The 20,568-nt window shown below is 33.6% G+C and carries 1 protein-coding gene; it reads left to right on the top strand.

What is annotated here, in order from left to right; genetic code table 11:
- Positions 1-48 precede the first annotated feature (48 nt).
- Positions 49-20,565, top strand: coding sequence for a non-ribosomal peptide synthase/polyketide synthase (locus tag Q4Q40_RS05385; RefSeq protein WP_303300717.1), 20,517 nt, complete (start codon positions 49-51; stop codon positions 20,563-20,565).
- Positions 20,566-20,568: the final 3 nt, after the last annotated feature.

The following is a 20,568-nucleotide window of genomic DNA, read 5'->3' as shown; positions in this document are numbered from 1 at the left end:
TATGATTTTTTTTTGACTTTAAAGAAACTAAAACAACCTAATCGCAATATGTTACGAACAAACCTATCTGTTTCAAAAGAGATATTTGAAGATAAAACATTAGTAAAGATATTAGAACATCATGTAACACATACTCCAAACAAAATCCTTTATAGATTTCTAGAAAATGGAGAAGAGGAAACAGATTCCCGTACTTATTTAGAATTATATGACAGAGCAACCATTATTGCTTCTCATATTTTAGAATATGTAAAGCCAGGAAATCGCGTTTTACTATTATACCCTTCGGGTTTAGATTTTATGGATGCATTTTTTGGATGTTTACTAGCGGGAGTTATTGCTGTACCAGCATTTCCTCCACAAGGAAAACGGAGAATAGGCAGGCTTGAAAAAATAGTGGAAGATTGTAATGCCATGCTAGTTTTGACCGAGGAAGTGGTTTATATTAAGAATAAGAAATGGGCTAGTAAAGAAGTTTTTTCTGAAATAAAATGGTTAGAGACAGATAAGTTAGAACAGAAAATCCTAAAAGATTTCCCCGATATAATTCCAGAAACTGTTGCCTTTTTGCAATATACTTCAGGGTCAACAGGAAACCCTAAAGGAGTTATTATAGACCATGCGAATGTGATTGACAATAGTGAATTATTTAAAAAGTGTTTTAAAAACACTCCTGATTCTGTAGGGATATCATGGTTGCCTATATATCATGATATGGGGTTGATAGGTAATATTATTCAAGCATTTTATGTTGGTTTTGAGCTTGTTATGATGCCTCCAACCGCATTTGTACAAAAACCAATCAGATGGTTACAAGCATTCTCTAATTATAAAGGAACAATTAGTTGTGGACCCAATTTTGCATATGATCTATGTGTAAATCAAATTCAAAAAGATGATCTAGAAGGAATAGATTTAAGTAGCTGGAGAGTAGCAATTAATGGATCAGAACCGATTCGTCCTGAAACATTTGAAAAGTTTATTGCACGTTATAGAGATTATGGACTTAGGGAAGAAGCGCTATTTCCAGGGTACGGTTTGGCTGAAGCTACTTTAGTAGTAAGTGGTTGCTTGTTTCATACAGCTCCTGTAATTCTAGGGTTAGACAAGAAAGCATTTAGCGATAAAGAGGTTAAGATTGCTAAGAAATCTATTGAGACTAATGAAGTACATCGGATAATGGGCAATGGCCCTGTAATAGAAGGGTTAACGGTTAAAATTGTTGATCCAGATACCAAAAAACGTTGCGATGAAAATAAAATAGGAGAAGTTTGGGTGAGTGGCGCCAGTGTAGCAAAAGGTTATTGGCAAAAGGAAGCTATTTCTAAAGAGGTATTTCAAGCATATATTAAAGGAGGAAAAAAAACAGAAGGTCCGTATTTACGTACTGGTGATATGGGATTTATACATAATGATGATCTATATATTTCGGGAAGATTAAAAGAAATGATGATCATTAATGGAGTGAATCATTTTCCGCAGGATATAGAAAGAACCGTGCAAAAATCGAGTTCGGATTTACAAAATAATGCAGGAGTAGCCTTGAGTATCTCACATAAGGGAAGTCAACAATTGGTGATCGTACAAGAAATTAAACGAACCAGTATTCTAAAGTACGATTTTTCGATAATAGTAAAAAATATCTGTGATACTGTTTATTATACACATAACCTTTTAGTCTACGGGATTGTATTAGTTAGTCCAGGGCGTATTCCAAAAACATCAAGTGGTAAAATTCAGCGTGTTGCTACGGCATCATTTTATAAAGAAAATACAGTAGATGGAGTATTGGAACGGTGGGATAGTAATGAGGCCAACAAGATTCAAAAAAGTAATAAAGCTACAGAAGAAAAAGCCGTTTCATTAATCAATACACCTGTAGAAAAATGGTTTAAAAAAATAATAGCCGAACAATTAGAGCTTTCCTTAGATCAAGTATCATTGGATAAATCATTTACTGAACTAGGGATTAATTCTTTATTTGGAGTCAGGTTATCAGGGATGTTATCAGAATATTTAAATCGTCCTTTTGCACCTACTCTTATTTTTGAGTTTCCCACATTAAGAGCGTGTATTTCCTCGGTAGAGAAAGAACTGGAATTGGAAGAAGGAAACCAAGTTGAAAAGTTATCATTATCTCATATAAATAGAAAACAATATAAGAATAAGATTCCTGCTTCATTTCAACAAAAAAGTTTATGGTTTCTTGATCAGCTAGGAGGAAGTGAGGAATATCATGTCTATAAGACAATTAAAGTTTCGGGAGTATTAGACCTAAATATTTTAGAAAAGGTAGCGACTCAATTGGTTTCAAGACACGAAGTGTTTAAAACAGTAATGTTTGCTGATGAAAATGGAAATTTGTTTCAAAAATTATTAGATGAAAAACTATTTAAAATAAGGTGTTTTAACGAACATGATCCTGTTTGTATTGATCAAACGATACAAGAAGTTGTTTTTAATCCTTTTAATCTTTCTAAGGATTTTAGTTTTAGATGTGCCATTATTGAGATCAATAAAGAAGAGAGCATACTTATTTTTGTAATTCATCATATTGCGGCAGATGGATTTTCGGAAGCGATCTTATTAAATGATTTTACTAGACTTTATAATGCATATTCAAAAGGTAATGAACCTGAACTTATCCCATTACAGATTCAGTATTCGGAATATGCTATTTGGCAAAAAAACTATCTGAAAGGAACGTTTTTGTCAAATATATTGGATTACTGGGAAGAAAGATTAAGAGGAGTTTTACCCTTAAATTTACCATATGATTTTTCGAGTCCTTACCCTATTGAAAGAAAAGGAAAGACCTTAGTTTTTACTCTGGATAAAACTTTGAAAGCATCGTTGAAAGAACTAGCAAAAGAAGAAGGCGTTACTCTTTTTATGACACTATTATCAGTGTTTAAAGTATTGTTATTTAGGTATTGTGGACAATCGGATATCTGCGTAGGTACTCCAATAGCTAATAGGCATCAATATGAGTTAGAAAAGCTAATAGGGTATTTTGTTAATATGCTTGCTATGAGAAACGAATTGGATAGCAAGGCTACTTTTAAGGAGGTATTATATCAAATTAAACAAACTAGTCTGGACGCCTATAAAAATCAGTCTGCTCCTTTTGAAGAAGTTGTAAAACGAGTTGCACCTCGAAGGGAAACAGGAATTTCTCCTATTTATCAGGTGATATTTGCATTGCAGGAGTCTTTTGACTTAAAAAAAATGAATTTGGGAGGGTTAGATTGTGTTCCTTACCAGATAGCGAATGCAACATGTAAATATGATATTACTTGTATTGTGGATGAGAAAGGTGATGGATTATCGATGATCTTAGAGTATGATACGAATCGATTTCGTGAGGAAACGATGCAGCGAATGGTTTTACATTATGAGAATTTATTACATAGTGTGATTGAAAACAGGGATCAGTTTATTACTGCATTATCGATGTTATCTGGAACAGAAACTCAACAAGTATTGCACGAGTTTAATAATACAATCGTAGCGTATCCAAAAGAAAAGACTGTTGGAAGCTTGTTCATAGAACAAGCTATGAGTACTCCTAATGCGATAGCTGTTATTGGGGATCAATATAATTTATCCTATAAAAAGTTAGATGAAGTGTCCAATCAATTGGCTAATTATCTATTAAACAGTTGTGATGTTGTTTCTGGGGATTTTATAGGAATTACCCTTGATCGAACAGAATGGTTGATTGTTTCTATGCTGGCTATTTTAAAAATAGGAGCAGTATACGTCCCTATAGATCCGAAGTATCCAGAAGCAAGAAAACATTACATAGCGAAAGATTCGAACTGTAAACTTACTATAAATACAACTATCATAGAAAACTTTAAAACGATAAAAGAGACGTGTAGTGCTATTTTTTCGGCACCAATATATGCTTCAGAAAGTTTAGCATATGTGTTGTATACTTCTGGATCGACAGGAAATCCAAAAGGTGTGATGATAACACATAAAAGTATTGTACGCTTATCAAAATCATGCGATTATGTTTCCTTAAATACAGATACAGTTTGGTTATCTACAGGTTCTATATCTTTTGATGCTACAACAATAGAGTTTTGGGGAACTTTACTAAACGGAGGAAAACTTATTATAACAGATACATACAAACTACTTAATACAACATATCTAAAGTCAACGATACAAAAAAATAACGTAAATACGTTATGGATGACGGCTTCTTGGTTTCATCAGGTAGCAGAAGAAGATGGTACTGTTTTCGATAATATTAGTAATCTTTTAGTAGGAGGAGACAAAGTCCTTTTTAAGTATACAAATAAAATATTTCGTGAATATCCAAACATTGTGATTATTAATGGATACGGGCCTACAGAAAACACGACATTTTCTACAACATATACGATTACAGATATAGAAGAAAAGGATGTGCCTATTGGTAAGCCTATTAATAATAGTCAAGCGTATGTATTTGACGAGACTTTAACATCTTTGCAACCTATTGGAATTATTGGTGAATTATGTGTAGGGGGAGATGGTTTGGCAAAAGGATACTTGAATGAAGAGGCGTTAACGAGAGAAAAATTTATACCTAATCCTTTTGTAAAAGGTGCCCAGATGTATAGAACAGGAGATCTTGTTCGTTGGTTGCCAGATGGAAATTTAGAATTTGTTGGTCGAAAAGATGACCAGGTAAAGATAAGAGGGTATAGAGTCGAGTTAGGGGAAATAGAGAATGTGCTTTCTTCGGTTACAGGGATTATAAATTGCTGTGTTCTTGCAAAACAAGATATAACAACCAATAAACGTCTAGTTGGTTATATTGTTAAGGAAGATGTTATTTTAGAAAAAGAGGAGATACAACAACAATTAGCATTGGAATTAGCAGATTATATGATTCCAAAATTATGGGTTGTATTAGATGAGATGCCTTTAACAAAAAATGGTAAAACAGATAGAAATGCTCTTCCAGACCCAGAGATGTCCCAATTAACGACAAAGGAATATGTTTCTCCAAAGAATGAGAAACAGAAACATTTAGTTGGAATTTGGAAACAATTATTATCTGTAATACAAATTGGCATTCATGATAATTTCTTTGAACTTGGGGGAGACTCTATTATAACGATTCAGGTGGTTAGTAGAATGAAACGTTTAGGATATCTGCTACAACCAAAGGATGTGTTTGAATATCAGACGATAGAAGAATTGTCTGAGGTGGTAACTCTTGAAAAGGGTCAAATAGAAGGGGAACAAGGAGTATTAGAAGGTATATGTGATTTATTGCCGATTCAAACATGGTATTTTGAAGATATCTATGTAGCTAAGGAACACTTTAATCAATCGTTATTTCTAACTATTGATAAGTCTGTTGAGGATTCTCATTTATTAGCTGCTGTACAAGCATTGATTCAATATCATGATGCACTTAGGTTTCAGTATAAAAAAGAAAAAAATAATTGGAAACAGGAATATAGAGCATCACAGGGAGAAATAACTGTGCATGATTTTCAATTTGCAGTTTCGGAGGAGGAGTTATCTGAATTGATAACGGATTGTTATGACAGATGTCAAAAGAAATTATCTGATACCGAAGATGGGGTTTTTAAGGTGATTTTGATAAAAACACCAATTACTCAAGAAAAAAACAGGGTACTGTTGGTAGCACACCATTTAGTTGTGGATGGGGTTTCATGGCGAATTTTGATGGAAGATCTGGGTGTGTTATTAGATGCCTTGCATCAAGGGATAAAAATGGATTTGGGAGTAAAAGGAAGCTCTTTTCGTCAGTGGGTAGAAGTGATGAAGCAGTATGCTAATAGTGATGTGCTTTTAACACAATTACCGTATTGGCAAAAAGTAATTTCTGATTTTAAACCTCTAAATCCAGACAGTACTTCAATAATATCTCAACAAAAAGATGTTGATACATATCATAGTGTTTTAGGAACTAAGCATACAGTTTCTTTATTAAAAGAGGTGCATAACTGTTACGGTACAGAAATAGAGGATATATTGCTGAGTTGTTTAGGATTAACTATTAGTAAATGGACAAAAAGAGATACAGTAATAATAGGTTTAGAAGGACATGGAAGAGAAAATCTTTCTAGAACAATTGATACGACCAATACGGTAGGTTGGTTTACTAGTTTATATCCCGTTTCTTTATCAGTACCCCAGGAAATTTCTTTAGGAAATTTGATAAAATCTGTAAAAGAGCAATTGCGTAATATTCCAGATAAAGGGATGGGATATGGTGCATTGCGATATTTAAATCATTCAGAACAAATAAGAGAAAAGCTTATAGGTAAGCATTGGGATATTGTGTTTAATTACTTAGGACAATTAGATACCATTTTTAAATCAAGTAATAAGTTTGGTCAGGCAGGAGATAGAATTGGAGAAGCAGAAGTTGGTAGAAATACACCATTTCATAATAGCTTGGTTATTAATAGTTCTATAACAGCAGGCGCCTTAGTTATTTCCTGGGAGTATTCAAGGTTAGAATTTAACCAAAGCAGTATTGTTGAATTAGCAGCAGCATATCAACAGACTTTAGAAATGTTAATAGAACATTGTTGTGATGATAAAGAGAAGGAAATGACTCCTTCAGATTTTGGATTAGAAAAAGAACTGACCTATACCGAATTTGATGCTTTTACTTCAATCCTAAAAAATAAAAAAATAGCGATACAATCCATATATAAATTAAGTCCACTTCAGGAGGGGATGCTATTTCATGGCTTATATGATACTATTGCAGGCTCGTATATTGTACAATTAGGATTGCACTTTAAAAAAGAAGTGAAGGTAGACATAGTACGGTCTTCTTGGAATTATTTAATAAAGAACCACAGTATTTTGAGAACAGGCTTTTTTTATAAAGAACTGAGTGTTCCTGTACAATTGGTGGAGAGTGAAGTCCAAATACCTATTACAGAATTAGACGTTAGTTCTTATACTGATGAAGAACAGGAAAAAATGATAGCTTCTTTTTTAAAGGAAGATAGAGAAGTAGGTTTTGAATTTGATACTTTCCCTTTGATACGGATTACTCTAATTAAAACGGCACCGACTTCTCAAAGAATGATTTTTACAAATCATCACATCTTACTTGATGGATGGTCTATGTCAGTTTTAATACAAGAATTTATAGAAGCCTATACCTCCTTGTTAAAGGGCGAAATATTACCTGATAGAAAAGAGGATTTGTATGAGGATTATATTCAATATATAACGAATAAAAATACGAGTCAAGAAGAGGCTTTTTGGAAGACGTATATTAAAGAACTTAGCACTCCAACGGTATTGCCTTTTACTAAAGGCATAGTATCTGGAAATAAATCGAACGGAAATTATGAAGAATCAATACTATCCATCGATACAGTACTTACTAAAGCGATTCTTAGTTATGCAAAATCAAATCATTTAACTGCAAATACGATTTTTCAAGGTGTATGGGCCATGCTATTGTCTAGATATACATCTGAAAAAGAAGTTGCTTATGGAGTTACAGTATCAGGAAGACCAACAGATTTAGAAGACTCAGAACAACGAGTTGGTCTATATATTAATACAATTCCTTTATGTACATCTTTGAATGCAGATGATGAGATTTTAGAATGGCTCATTGCGTTACAATTAAATCATACCGCATGCAGAGAGTATCAGTATACCAGCTTAGCAACCATTCAACGTTTAAGCCAAATAAAAGGAGATTTGTTTGATACCGTTTTTGTTTTTGAAAATTATCCAATATCAGAAGCATTAAAAAAAGCTGATGATTTATTAGAAATAGATACGATACAGGTAAAAGAGCAGACCAATTATCCTTTGGCTATTGCAGTGACTCTAGATAAAAAGATGTTTAATATGAAATTTATTCATAACACGTCTATAATAAACGAATCAATAGTAAAACAAATTCAAGGACATTTTATTGAAGTACTTAAGCAATTAGTACAATTACCTGTGTCTACTACTTTTCGAGACATCTCTATAGTCACTTCTAAAGAGAAGAGAATATTATTAGAGGATTATAATGATACTATTATAAAGGAGGATGAGGAAGAAAATGTAGTTAGCTTATTTAAAAAACAAGTAGAAAAAAAACCAAATGCCACAGCGATTGTACACGAAGGAAAAGTTTTGACATATCAGGAATTGGATGAGCAGTCTAATCAATTGGCAAACTATCTTATTACTGAATGTGGTGTTGAAGAGGAAAATTTTGTTGGGGTTATGTTGGGGCGTTCCGAATGGTTGATCATTTCTTTTTTAGCGATACTTAAGAGCGGAGGAACCTATATTCCTATTGACCCAAATTATCCAGAAGATCGAATCAAGTATATCGAGAATGATAGTCAATGTAAAATTACAATAGAGGATACGTTACTTTTAGATTTTAGAAATAAAAAAGAAGAATATTCCAAAAATTGTGATAGTCTAAGCATCTATCCTCAAATGCTGGCTTATATTATTTATACATCAGGGTCAACAGGACAGCCAAAAGGGGTGATGATAACGCATAGAGGAATTGTAAATACGATCATGTCTCAAGTACGTCTGTTTAACCAAGAGACTACAATACATTGTTTACAGTTTGCTAATCAATCTTTTGACGCCTCGATTTGGGAAATACTCATTGCTCTTTTTAGTGGATCCAGTCTTTTCATTATAGGAGAATCTATAAAGAAAGATATTCGATTGTTTGTTGAATTTATAAAAGCGAATAGGATTACATGGGCGACATTGCCTCCCGCATATCTAAAATTATTAAACATAGAAGAACTAGAGGGTATTGATACTTTAATTACTGCAGGAGAAGAGGCTCCAATACTAAAGGCGAAGGAATTTGCAGAAGTAGGAAACTATAGTAATGCATATGGTCCAACAGAAACAAGTATATGTGCTACAGTATTTAATGGAGAGATACACGATAACATTTCTATAGGGAAACCCATTGCTAATACAAGAATATATATTCTTACAGAAGATTTACATCTGCAGCCACAGGGAATCATAGGAGAATTATGTGTGGCAGGAATAGGAGTCGCCAAAGGTTATTTAAATAAAGAAAGCTTAACAAAAGAAAAATTTGTAACAGACCCTTTTTCTTCTGGATGGCCCATGTATCGAACAGGAGACTTGGCAAGATGGTTACCAGATGGTAACATTGAGTTTGTAGGTCGTAAAGATGATCAGGTAAAAATTCGAGGTCATCGTATAGAACTAGGAGAAATAGAATGTGCATTAGCAAAAATGGCTACGGTGAACAGTTGTTGCGTAATTGCAAAATCAGATGAACAAGGAACGAAATATCTTGTTGGATATTTAGTTATTGAAGGAAAATTCGATAGAAAAAAAATTCAGGAAGAATTAAAAAATACATTACCAGGTTATATGGTACCTCGTATATGGAGCGTATTGAATACTATGCCAATAACCAGTAATGGGAAAATTGATAAAACAAAATTACCGAACGAAGTAGACATCACAAGAAGCCTTTTGGAATATGTAGCTCCTCGTAATAAAATAGAAGAGCAGCTTGTTCAGATATGGGAGCTGTTACTTACCGTTAAAAAAGTAGGAATACATGATGATTTTTTTGATTTAGGTGGACATTCATTATTGGCCACCAGATTGGTGTCTATTATAAGACAGGAAATAAAAGTAGAGATAAGCATTCGAGATGTCTTTTCATATACTGTGCTTTCAGAATTGGCTCTTTTTATATCAGCTAATTCTTTAAAAGAATTGATGCCTCCTATAATACCAATAAAAGATAAGGAGCATATTCCTTTATCTTTTAGTCAGGAAAGATTGTGGTTCTTAGATCAGATGAAAGGGAGTACAGCTTATCATATGCCATTGGTTTTTCGATTCGAAGGGGCTATTGATAAGCAAGTAGTAGAGGCCTGTTTTAAAGAAATTGTCTCCAGACATGAGATTCTTAGAACTGTTATTGAAACAGAAGAAGGAATTGGATACCAAAAAGTCATATCTGAAAGGGAATGGTCGATGGAACACCTTGTTTTGGAAACACATGAGCTAGAAAAGGAACTGGCAGAATTTACAGCCCGTCCTTTTGATTTGCAAAAAGATTATATGCTTAGAATGTGCCTGTATGAAGTAGGGGTAGATTCTTGGGTTTTAGTAGGAGTATTTCATCATATAGCCAGTGACGGATGGTCTAATACTGTTTTTATTCGTGAGTTTATTACAATTTATGAAAATTATTCAAAAGGAAAACCATGGGGCTTAGCGCCTCTGCCATTGCAGTATGCTGATTATGCAGTATGGGAACGCAACTATATTCAGGGCGAGGTATTAGAAAAACAACTTGCATATTGGGAACAACAATTGAACTCAGTTACGCCACTATCATTACCGTACGATTATGTAAGACCTTCTGAACAAAGTACCGAAGGTGCAAGTATGCGATTTTCTTTAGATAATAAAATAACAACAGATCTAAAAGAGATATGTAAAGAAGAAGGCGTAACGCTATTTATGTTGTTACTTTCTGTATTTAAAATATTGTTATATCGCTATAGTCATCAGGATGATATTTGTGTGGGAACGCCAATAGCGAACAGAATTCAGAAAGAATCTGAGGATCTGATCGGTTTTTTTGCTAATACTTTGGCATTGAGAACAGACTTTAGTAAGGAGTTGACTTTTAGAGAAGTTTTACAACAAGTAAAAGAAACCACGCTGGTGGCTTATAATCATCAACAACTTCCTTTTGAAAAGGTTGTTGAACATGTGACAACCAACCGAGATACAAGTATGACACCTTTATTTCAAGTACTGTTTGTATTACAGAATATGTCAGGTCAGAAAGAATTAAAAACCAATGATTTTGAGATCTCTTCATACGATTATGATAGTACGACTTCAAAGTTTGATATCACATTAATGGCTATGGAGGAAGCCGATGGAATCTTCTTAGGAGTAGAGTATTGTGTTGATTTATTTAAGGAACAAACCATACGGGGAATGTTACTCCATTATAATGAACTATTACATTGTATGGTTGATAATATTGATCAAAAAGTATCCGTTACTTCCCTATTAACACCAACAGAAGAACATCAGTTATTACATGTATTTAATAAAGTTTCTATTGCTTACCCTAAAGATAAAAACTTATTAGATTTAATTTCTTATCAGGTTATGCTAGCTCCAGATGCTATTGCGGTTACATTGGACAAAGAGCAAGTATCGTATAGAGAATTAGATAATAGATCTAATCAATTAGCACATTATCTCATAGAAAGAGGAGTTAGTAGTAATGATTTGGTTGGTATTTGTATAGAGCGTTCGGTGGAGATGATTATTGGAATACTAGGGATATTAAAATCAGGAGGTGCCTATGTTCCCATAGACCCAGAATATCCAGAGGATCGGATAACCTATATTATAGAAGATGCTGATTTACAATTAATAGTAACCACAACTTTTGGAAGTCGTAAACTTAAAAATAAAGAGCATGATCTAGTTTTACTTGATAAGGATAAGGAGCATATAGCAAAGGAAGTATCGACTTTAGTAAAAAGAAAAATAAAGATAACGGATACCGCTTATGTTATTTATACTTCAGGTTCTACAGGAAACCCTAAAGGCGTTTTGATATCGCATGAAAATGTTGTTCGATTATTTAAAAATGATGCAGCGTTATTTGACTTTAATAAAAATGATGTATGGACTTTGTTTCACTCTTTTTGTTTTGATTTTTCAGTTTGGGAAATTTTTGGAGCATTATTATTTGGTGGGCGTTTAGTAATTGTACCTAAAATGATAACTAAAGATACTATTGCATATAGTAAATTATTAAAAAAAGAACAAGTCACTGTACTAAACCAAACACCAAAATCATTCTATAACCTTCAGGAAGAAGTATTACAGGAGTTGTCTGATGTTGTATTGCGTTATGTTATTTTTGGAGGAGAAGCCTTAAATCCATTAAAGTTACAACAGTGGAAGAAGGAGCTTCCAAATTGTAAGTTGATTAATATGTATGGAATAACAGAAACGACCGTACATGTAACGTATAAGGAGATCACAGGAGCTGATGTTCTTAAAACAACGAGCACTATAGGAAATGCTATCCCTACGCTGTCTTGTTATATATTGGATGATGCTTTACAATTAGTTCCGATAGGCGTAGTAGGAGAAATTTGTGTTTCAGGAGCAGGTTTGTCAAAAGGGTATTTGAATAGAAAGACTTTAACCAATGAGAAGTTTGTTTCCAATCCATTTGAACCTGGAGAACGATTGTATCGTTCTGGTGATATTGGAAGATGGCTTGCTGATGGAACAATAGAATATATAGGGCGTAAGGATGATCAAGTAAAAATTAGAGGATATCGAATAGAATTAGGGGAGATAGAAAGTGTGCTTTCAGAGATGGAGGCAATTAGGAATTGTTGTGTTTTAGCAAAAACAGATTCCGAAGGAATTGCTTTTTTACTTGGGTATGTAGTGGTAAATAATGATTTTGAAAAAGAAGAAATCAAAGAGAATCTGAGAAAGAGATTACCAGAATATATGATTCCTGAATTATGGGTTTTCTTAGATGAAATGCCTTTGACTAGTAATGGTAAGATAAATAAGAAAAAGTTACCCAATCCAGATAATGCGAGACGTTCTTCCAAGGAATATGTAGCGGCAGATAATCCTACTCAGAAACAGTTGGTTGCAATTTGGGAAGAAATTTTAGAAGTAGATAAAATAGGAATATATGATAACTTTTTTGAGTTGGGAGGGCATTCGTTATTGGCAACACGATTAGTTTCTTTGATTCGAAAAAGAATGAAAACCGAATTAGCGATTCGAGATATTTTTTCCAGACCAACAATTATAGAGTTAGGAAAGTATTTGATCAATGCTTCAAAATCCATAATGCCAGTAATTAAATCAAGAAGCTCAAACGAAAAACTTCCGTTATCTTTTAGCCAGGAACGCTTATGGTTTATAGATCAATTAGAAGGCAGCTTAAACTATCATATGCCAGTATCCTTATACCTGGAAGGGGCATTAGATATTGTTGCTTTGGAGGGGGCTTTAAAGATGATAGTGTCTAGGCATGAGATTCTACGTACCGTTATTAATGAAGAAGATGGTATTGGCTATCAAGTGGTACGCGCTACGGAAAATTGGAGTTTGAAAAAAGTAACTGTAGAAGATCATGAGTTATTAGAGAATCAGATTAGCGAATTTATAGCAACTCCTTTTGACCTGTCTAATGATTATATGTTAAGAATGTGCTTATTCCAATTGGAATCCGAATCTTTTGAGTTGGTGGGAGTGCTTCATCACATAGCTAGTGATGGATGGTCTAATAGTATTTTGGTTAATGAATTAAAAACAATATACAAGGCATTAAAACGAAATCAAGAAATCGTATTGCTACCATTACCAATTCAATATGCGGATTATGCGATATGGCAGCGTACCTATATAGATGGAATTGTATTAGAACAACAACTACAATATTGGCAAAATCAATTACAAGGAATAATACCTTTAATGCTACCTTTTGATTATTTACGCCCTTCATTACAAAGTAAACAAGGTGCAAATTTTTCATTCTTATTAGATGAGGAGTTATCAACAGCATTAAACGATTTTGCGAAAGAGGAAGGGGTAACTCTTTTTATGGTGTTATTAAGTGTTTTTAAAGTGCTGTTATATAGATATAGTGGTCAGGAAGATATTTGTGTAGGGACTCCAATAGCAAACAGAACTCAGAAAGAAACAGAAAACCTCATTGGTTTTTTTGTAAATACTTTGGTATTAAGGAGCGATTTGAGAGGCAACCCTTCGTTTAGGATGTTGTTGGAAAAGGTTAAGGCAACGACCCTAGAAGCCTATGATTATCAACTGGCACCTTTTGAGAAGGTAGTGGATCGTGTGATTGAATCTCGTGATATGAGCATGAGTCCTTTATTTCAAGTGTTATTTGTTTTACAAAATACACCTGAAATGGGAGAAATACAATTAGAAGATGTTAGTGTGTATAAGGACGAAGTAGAGATTAATTCTTCTAATTATGACTTAACATTACTCGTAGAGGAGAAAGGATCCAGAATAGTATTGGATATTACATATTGCTCTGATTTGTTTACAGAACGCACTATTAAAAGGATAGCGAATCATTATAAGAAATTAGTATCAGCGTGTATTGCAAGACCAGAAGTCGGTATTGCAAATGCTAGTATGCTGTCTGAAACAGAAGAAGAAGACTTACTCATAGCATCTAATAATATTCAAACAGTATCTTCTCAGGAAACCTTAGTTTCATTATTTGCTAAACAGTTAACTAAAACTCCAAATGAAGTAGCTGTTGTTTTTGGAGAGCAAGAATGGACATTTTTTGAGCTCGATAACATATCCAATAAAATTGCTAACTATTTAGTAAGCGAATACGGGATAACTACAGAAGATTTTGTTGGTGTAAAATTGGAACGTAGCAATTGGTTAATAGGAATTCTTTTGGCAATACAAAAACTAGGAGCTGTTTATATTCCGATTGACCCAGAATATCCAAAGGAACGAATTGCCTATATAGAAAAAGATAGTAATTGTAGTATTGTTATCGATACTGAGTTTTTAAAGAAATATGATCAAATTTCGAATCATATACATACTAATATTCCAAAAATTGAAGTAAAAAAACATATGCTATCCTATGTGATTTATACTTCTGGATCTACTGGGAAACCAAAAGGGGTGATGATTGAGCATGAGGGAATTGTGAATACCATAGTTTCTCAGATTACAGCTTTTCATATTTTAGAAAAAGAAGCCTGTCTTCAATTTGCTAACCAATCTTTTGATGCTTCCATCTCAGAAATATTTGTGTCATTATTAGCTGGCGCAAAACTGGTTATTATAGAAGAAGCCTATAAATCGGACAAGGATTATTTTGTTGATTTTATAAAGAAACACTCTATTTCTTGGGCAACAATTCCTCCTGCATTTCTAGAAATAATAGCGATAGATGACCTGAAAGGGATAAAAACTTTAGTTACTGCTGGGGAACAAGCTCCTTTAGCCAAGGTAAAGGAATTTTCTAAATACGGGATCTATTGCAATGCCTATGGACCTACCGAGACGAGTATATGTGCTACCATTTTTGAAGGAGAAATTGATACGAATGTTCCTATTGGGAGACCTATACATAATACAAAAGTTTATGTATTATCAGATGAATTAGAATTACAACCTCAAGGAATAATAGGAGAACTGTGTGTTGCAGGAAAAGGTTTGGCAAGAGGATATTTAAACCAAGAAGAACTAACAGCAAAAGCATTTGTAGAAAACCCCTTTGTAGAAGGTGAGCGGATGTATCGTACGGGAGATTTGGTAAGAATGCAATTTAATGGAAATATTGAATTTATAGGTAGAAAAGATGATCAAGTTAAAATACGTGGTTATCGAATCGAATTAGGGGAGATAGCACATGTAATAGCAGCAGAAACCTATATAGATAGCTGTAGTGTTATTGTTAAAAAAGATAAGAAAGGGAATTCTTTTTTAGTAAGTTATGTGGTAGCGACTAGGGGGATTGAGGTACTTGATATTAAAGAACAGTTAGCATCAAAATTACCAGACTATATGATTCCTCAGTTTTGGGTTTTTTTGGATGAAATGCCAATAACAAGTAATGGAAAGGTAGATAAGAAAGCGCTTCCAGATTTTAATCATAATGAGGATATCACTAGTTTATATACAGAAGCAAGAAATGAAACAGAAGAGCAATTAGTTGCGATCTGGCAGGAATTACTTGAAAGAGAAAAAGTAGGAGTTATTGATGACTTTTTTGATTTGGGAGGTCATTCTTTGTTAGCTACTCGAATGGTTTCTATAATTCGTAAAGAGATGCTCAAAGAAGTAACGATTCGTGATATTTTTACATATCCTACGATAGCCAGATTGAGTTTTTATATCAGTACACAAAATAAACAAGAGCATTTTCCACGTATAGTACCACAGCAAAGAGAAGGACAATTGCCACTATCTTTTAGTCAGGAACGCTTATGGTTTATTGATCAGTTAGAAGGAACGTTAGATTATAATATGCCAGTAGTTCTAAAATTAACAGGAGTATTGGATATTCAATTTCTAGAAGACGCATTGAAAGAAATTGTACAACGACACGAAATATTACGTACTGTAATCAAAACAGAAGATGGAAAAGGATATCAGGAGGTTAGAGCAGCTGATACCTGGAGTTTAGATACCGTAGAAGCACTTGTATTAGAAAATCAAGAACAGCTTATTCATGAGTTTGTTTCTAAACCTTTTGATTTATCTCAGGATTTTATGCTTCGAATGCGTTTATATGAAGTTGATGAAAATGAATATATTCTGGCAGGAGCGTTTCATCATATTGCAACAGATGGATGGTCCAATAGTATTCTGATTAAAGAATTAATTACATTGTATGATGGCTACAAAAATGGGAAAATAAATCCTCTTACTCCTTTATCAATCCAATATGCAGATTATGCTATATGGCAACGAAATTATATAGAAGGCACAGTATTAGAAAAACAATTAGCGTATTGGAACCAAAAACTAAGAGGTGTGTCTTCTCTGGTATTACCATTAGATTTTCCTCGTCCTGCTATTCAAAGTACAAAGGGAAATAGTTTTACTTTTTCATTGGATACCGAACTAAGTAACTCTTTAGATATAATATGTAAAGAGGAAGAAGTAACGCTGTTTATGTTACTACTAGCAGCTTTTAAAATATTGTTATATAAATATAGTGGGCAGAAGGATATTTGTGTTGGAAGTCCAATCGCTAACAGAACCAGAGAAGAATCTGAAGCATTGATAGGGTTTTTTGTGAATACTCTGGCATTGAGAAGTGATCTATCAGGAAATCCGAGTATTAGTGATATTCTTCAACAGGTTAAAGAGAATACACTAGAAGCATATGAACATCAACAGGCTCCTTTTGAAAAGGTGGTAGATAGTGTCGTTGAGGTGAGAGATCGAAGTATGAGTCCTTTGTTTCAGGTAATGTTTGTATTACAAAATACGCCTCAGGAAGCAATTAATTTAGAGGGGCTTACAATAACGAATATGCCATATGAAGTAGATAATTCCAAATATGATATTACACTTGCGGCAATAGAAAATGAGTCTGGCATTTTGTTAAATATGACGTATTGTACAGATCTTTTTAGAGAGGATACAATTAGACAGATGGCAGAGCATTATAAAATGTTACTATACCATTTGATAGAAAACACAAAAGAGTATATAGGAAATGTTACTATGATAACGGCCTCAGAAAAACACCAGTTACTTACTGTATTTAATGAGACAAAACTGGATTATCCACATCAAACAACTGTCCTTGATTTGTTTTATAAACAAGTTGAAAATACGCCCGATGCGATTGCAGTAGTTTTTCAAGATACAGCGCTTACCTATATAGAATTGGATAAAAAGACCAATCAATTGGCCAGATACTTACAAAAACAAGGAGTTAAAGAAAATAGCTTAGTTGGTATTTGTATTGGGCGTTCTCTGGAAATGATTGTTGGAATCTTAGGTATTCTAAAAGCTAAAGGAACCTATGTTCCTATAGATCCAGATTATCCAGAAGATAGAATCGCCTATATTCTAGAAGATGCAGAAATATGTTTTGTAATTTCTAGTGCGATCCATATAGAATTATGGAAAGATAAAAAAGCCATTGAACTTACATTGTTGGATACAGACTGGAATAAAATTGAAGCAGAATCTTCAGATAGAATTCCTCAATTTTTATCGCCAGAATATTTAGCGTATATCATTTATACCTCTGGGTCTACAGGAAATCCAAAAGGAGTAATGGTTACACATGCTAATTTGACTGGCTTAGCCTTTTCAAAGATTGCTTATTATGGTTCTGTAGAAGGAATGCTTTTACTTCCTTCATTTGTTTTTGACCCATCAGTATCTGTTATTTTTGGAACCTTGTTAACAGGAGGACGGCTTATAATACCTTCAAAAGAAGCTATTCATGATGCTTCGCAAATGAAAAAATTACTGCAGCAAAATGTTGATTTACTATTATGTGTTTCCTCCTATTATAACTTTTTATTAAATGAAGAGGTATTAAATAACACTCAACTTAGGGGAGTCATTGTAGGAGGAGAAAAACTTAATAAAAAAGTTGTAGAAAAACATTATGAGTTGTATCGTTCTGTTGCCATGTATAATGAATATGGTCCTACAGAATGTACTGTTTGGGCATCTGTATCAAAAGTACAGGAAAATGAAGTTATAGATATTGGTTGTCCTGTATCAAATACACAGATTTATATACTTGATGAGCAACAACAACTTGTTCCTAGAGGAGTAGTAGGGGAATTATGTATTTCTGGAGTTGGTTTATCAAATGGTTACTTGAATAGAGAAGAATTAACTAAAGAAAAATTTGTTCCGAATCCATTTGTTGCAGGAAAACGAATGTACCGAACAGGAGATTTGGCAAGATGGTTACCAGATGGTAGAATAGCATTTGTTGGAAGAACAGATGATCAGGTAAAAATAAGAGGGTATCGTATTGAATTAGGAGAGATTGAAACAGCATTATTAAAAGTTGCAGATATAGAGAGTTGCTGTGTTATTGTAAAGGAAGATGCTCAAGAAACAAAACAATTAGTTGGTTATGTAGTTGTTGAAGGTGAGTTTGATATGAAAGCTGTCAAACAGGAACTAAAGTTGAGCCTACCAGAATATATGATTCCAGTTTTATGGATGCCATTAGAAATAATGCCATTAACTTCTAATGGGAAAATTGATAAAAAAGCACTTCCTGATTTGGATATGTCTTTATCTCTTAAAGAATCTTATGTAGCTCCCAGAAATGAATTAGAAAAACAAATAGCTATTGTTTGGCAGGAGTTATTGGGAGTATCGGAAATAGGAGTTCACGATAATTTCTTTGAATTAGGAGGAGATTCGATTATTACTATTCAAGTGGTAAGTAGAATGAGCCGGATAGGCTATGCGATACAGCCAAGGGATCTTTTCGAATACCAGACAATTTCTGGATTGACAAGTTATATCGCTTCAGGAATAGGAGAAATAATTGGTGAACAAGGATTTCTGACAGGTCAGAGTGATTTGCTGCCTATACAACAATGGTATTTTGATGAGATTTATTCGGAAGGAGCACATTTTAATCAAGCTGTTTTGTTAGCCATCTCAAAGGATATTAATGAAGCATCATTGAGAAAAACGTTGGAGGTATTGACTACTCACCATGATGCTTTACGTTTTATGTATGAACAGAAAGGAGCACAATGGATTCAAACTTATGGAGATAAAGTAAGTGTCGTTGAGGTTGTAGATTGGAATACTGTGGTAGAAACAGAAGAAGCATTTTGTGAAACATCAATTACTGTTATTTGTGAGCACTATCAGAAGCGGTTATCATCTCATAAAGAACAATTGTTTACTGTAGTTCTTATTAAAACGCCTTGTCATATACATGATGATAGACTATTTCTTTTGGCAAACCATTTAATCATCGATGGTGTTTCATGGCGAATCTTATTGGATGATTTTGGACGTATTTTAAAAAAAACTGAAACGACTCAAGAGACAGAAGTTGATTTAGGAAAGAAAGGGAGCTCTTATCGAGAATGGGTACAGGCTTTGAAAGCGTATACAAATAAAAATTCAGTGCTAGCGCAGCAGTCTTATTGGTCATCTATGAGTATGGATTACATGCCTATTCCAACAGATCTAAAAGGAGAGGTTTCTAATCGAAATGATGTAGCGAATTATAAAAACACATTGGATACTGAGAATACGACGGCTTTACTAAAAGAAATTCACCAAAGTTATGGAACAGAAATCGAGGACATCTTGATAAGTTGCTTAGTAATGACAATACATGGTTGGTCAGGTAAAAACAAAGTGATGATTGGTTTGGAAGGACATGGAAGAGAAGATATTTCTGATGAAGTAGATGTTAGTAATACAATTGGTTGGTTTACAAATGTTTATCCGGTATCTCTTATTGATGAGTCAAAAGGAGCTTTAGGGAATTTAATAAAATCAATTAAAGAACAATTACGTAAAATTCCTGATAAAGGACTGGGGTATGGTGCGTTGCTAAATCTACATCCATCAGAAGAAGTTCGGAAACGTATATCAAAAATACAATGGGATATATTGTTCAATTATCTCGGACAATTGGACAATTTAACAACGAATGAAAGCTGGTTTGATATTGCTCTAGAATCTTGTGGAACGCCAATAGGGGATAGCATTCCTTTTACTAATAAACTAGAAATTAACAGTTCTGTTACAGGAGGACAATTGCAATTAGAATGGAGCTATTCCGAGAAAGAATACAAACCAGAAACGATTAAAAAATTAGCAAATCAGTACCTCTCTAATATCAAGACAATTATAAATCACTGTAAGAATCAAAAAAATAGAGATTTTACTCCTTCTGACTATGGATTGGAAAAGGAAATTGAGATAACAGAATTAGATGCATTTTTTGAAGGAGAAACCACCTCAGATTCAGAAGAAATTTTTAAAATATAATAG

The sequence above is a fragment of the Flavivirga jejuensis genome (genome assembly GCF_030540765.1).
In the GTDB taxonomy this organism is placed as follows: Bacteria; Bacteroidota; Bacteroidia; order Flavobacteriales; family Flavobacteriaceae; genus Flavivirga; species Flavivirga jejuensis.
This window is presented reverse-complemented; position numbering and strand designations above follow the sequence as displayed.

Bases quoted from the DNA above. Each gene is read 5' to 3' on its own strand.
- Q4Q40_RS05385 (WP_303300717.1), top strand. From the start codon at position 49: ATGTTACGAACAAACCTATCTGTTTCAAAAGAGATATTTGAAGATAAA.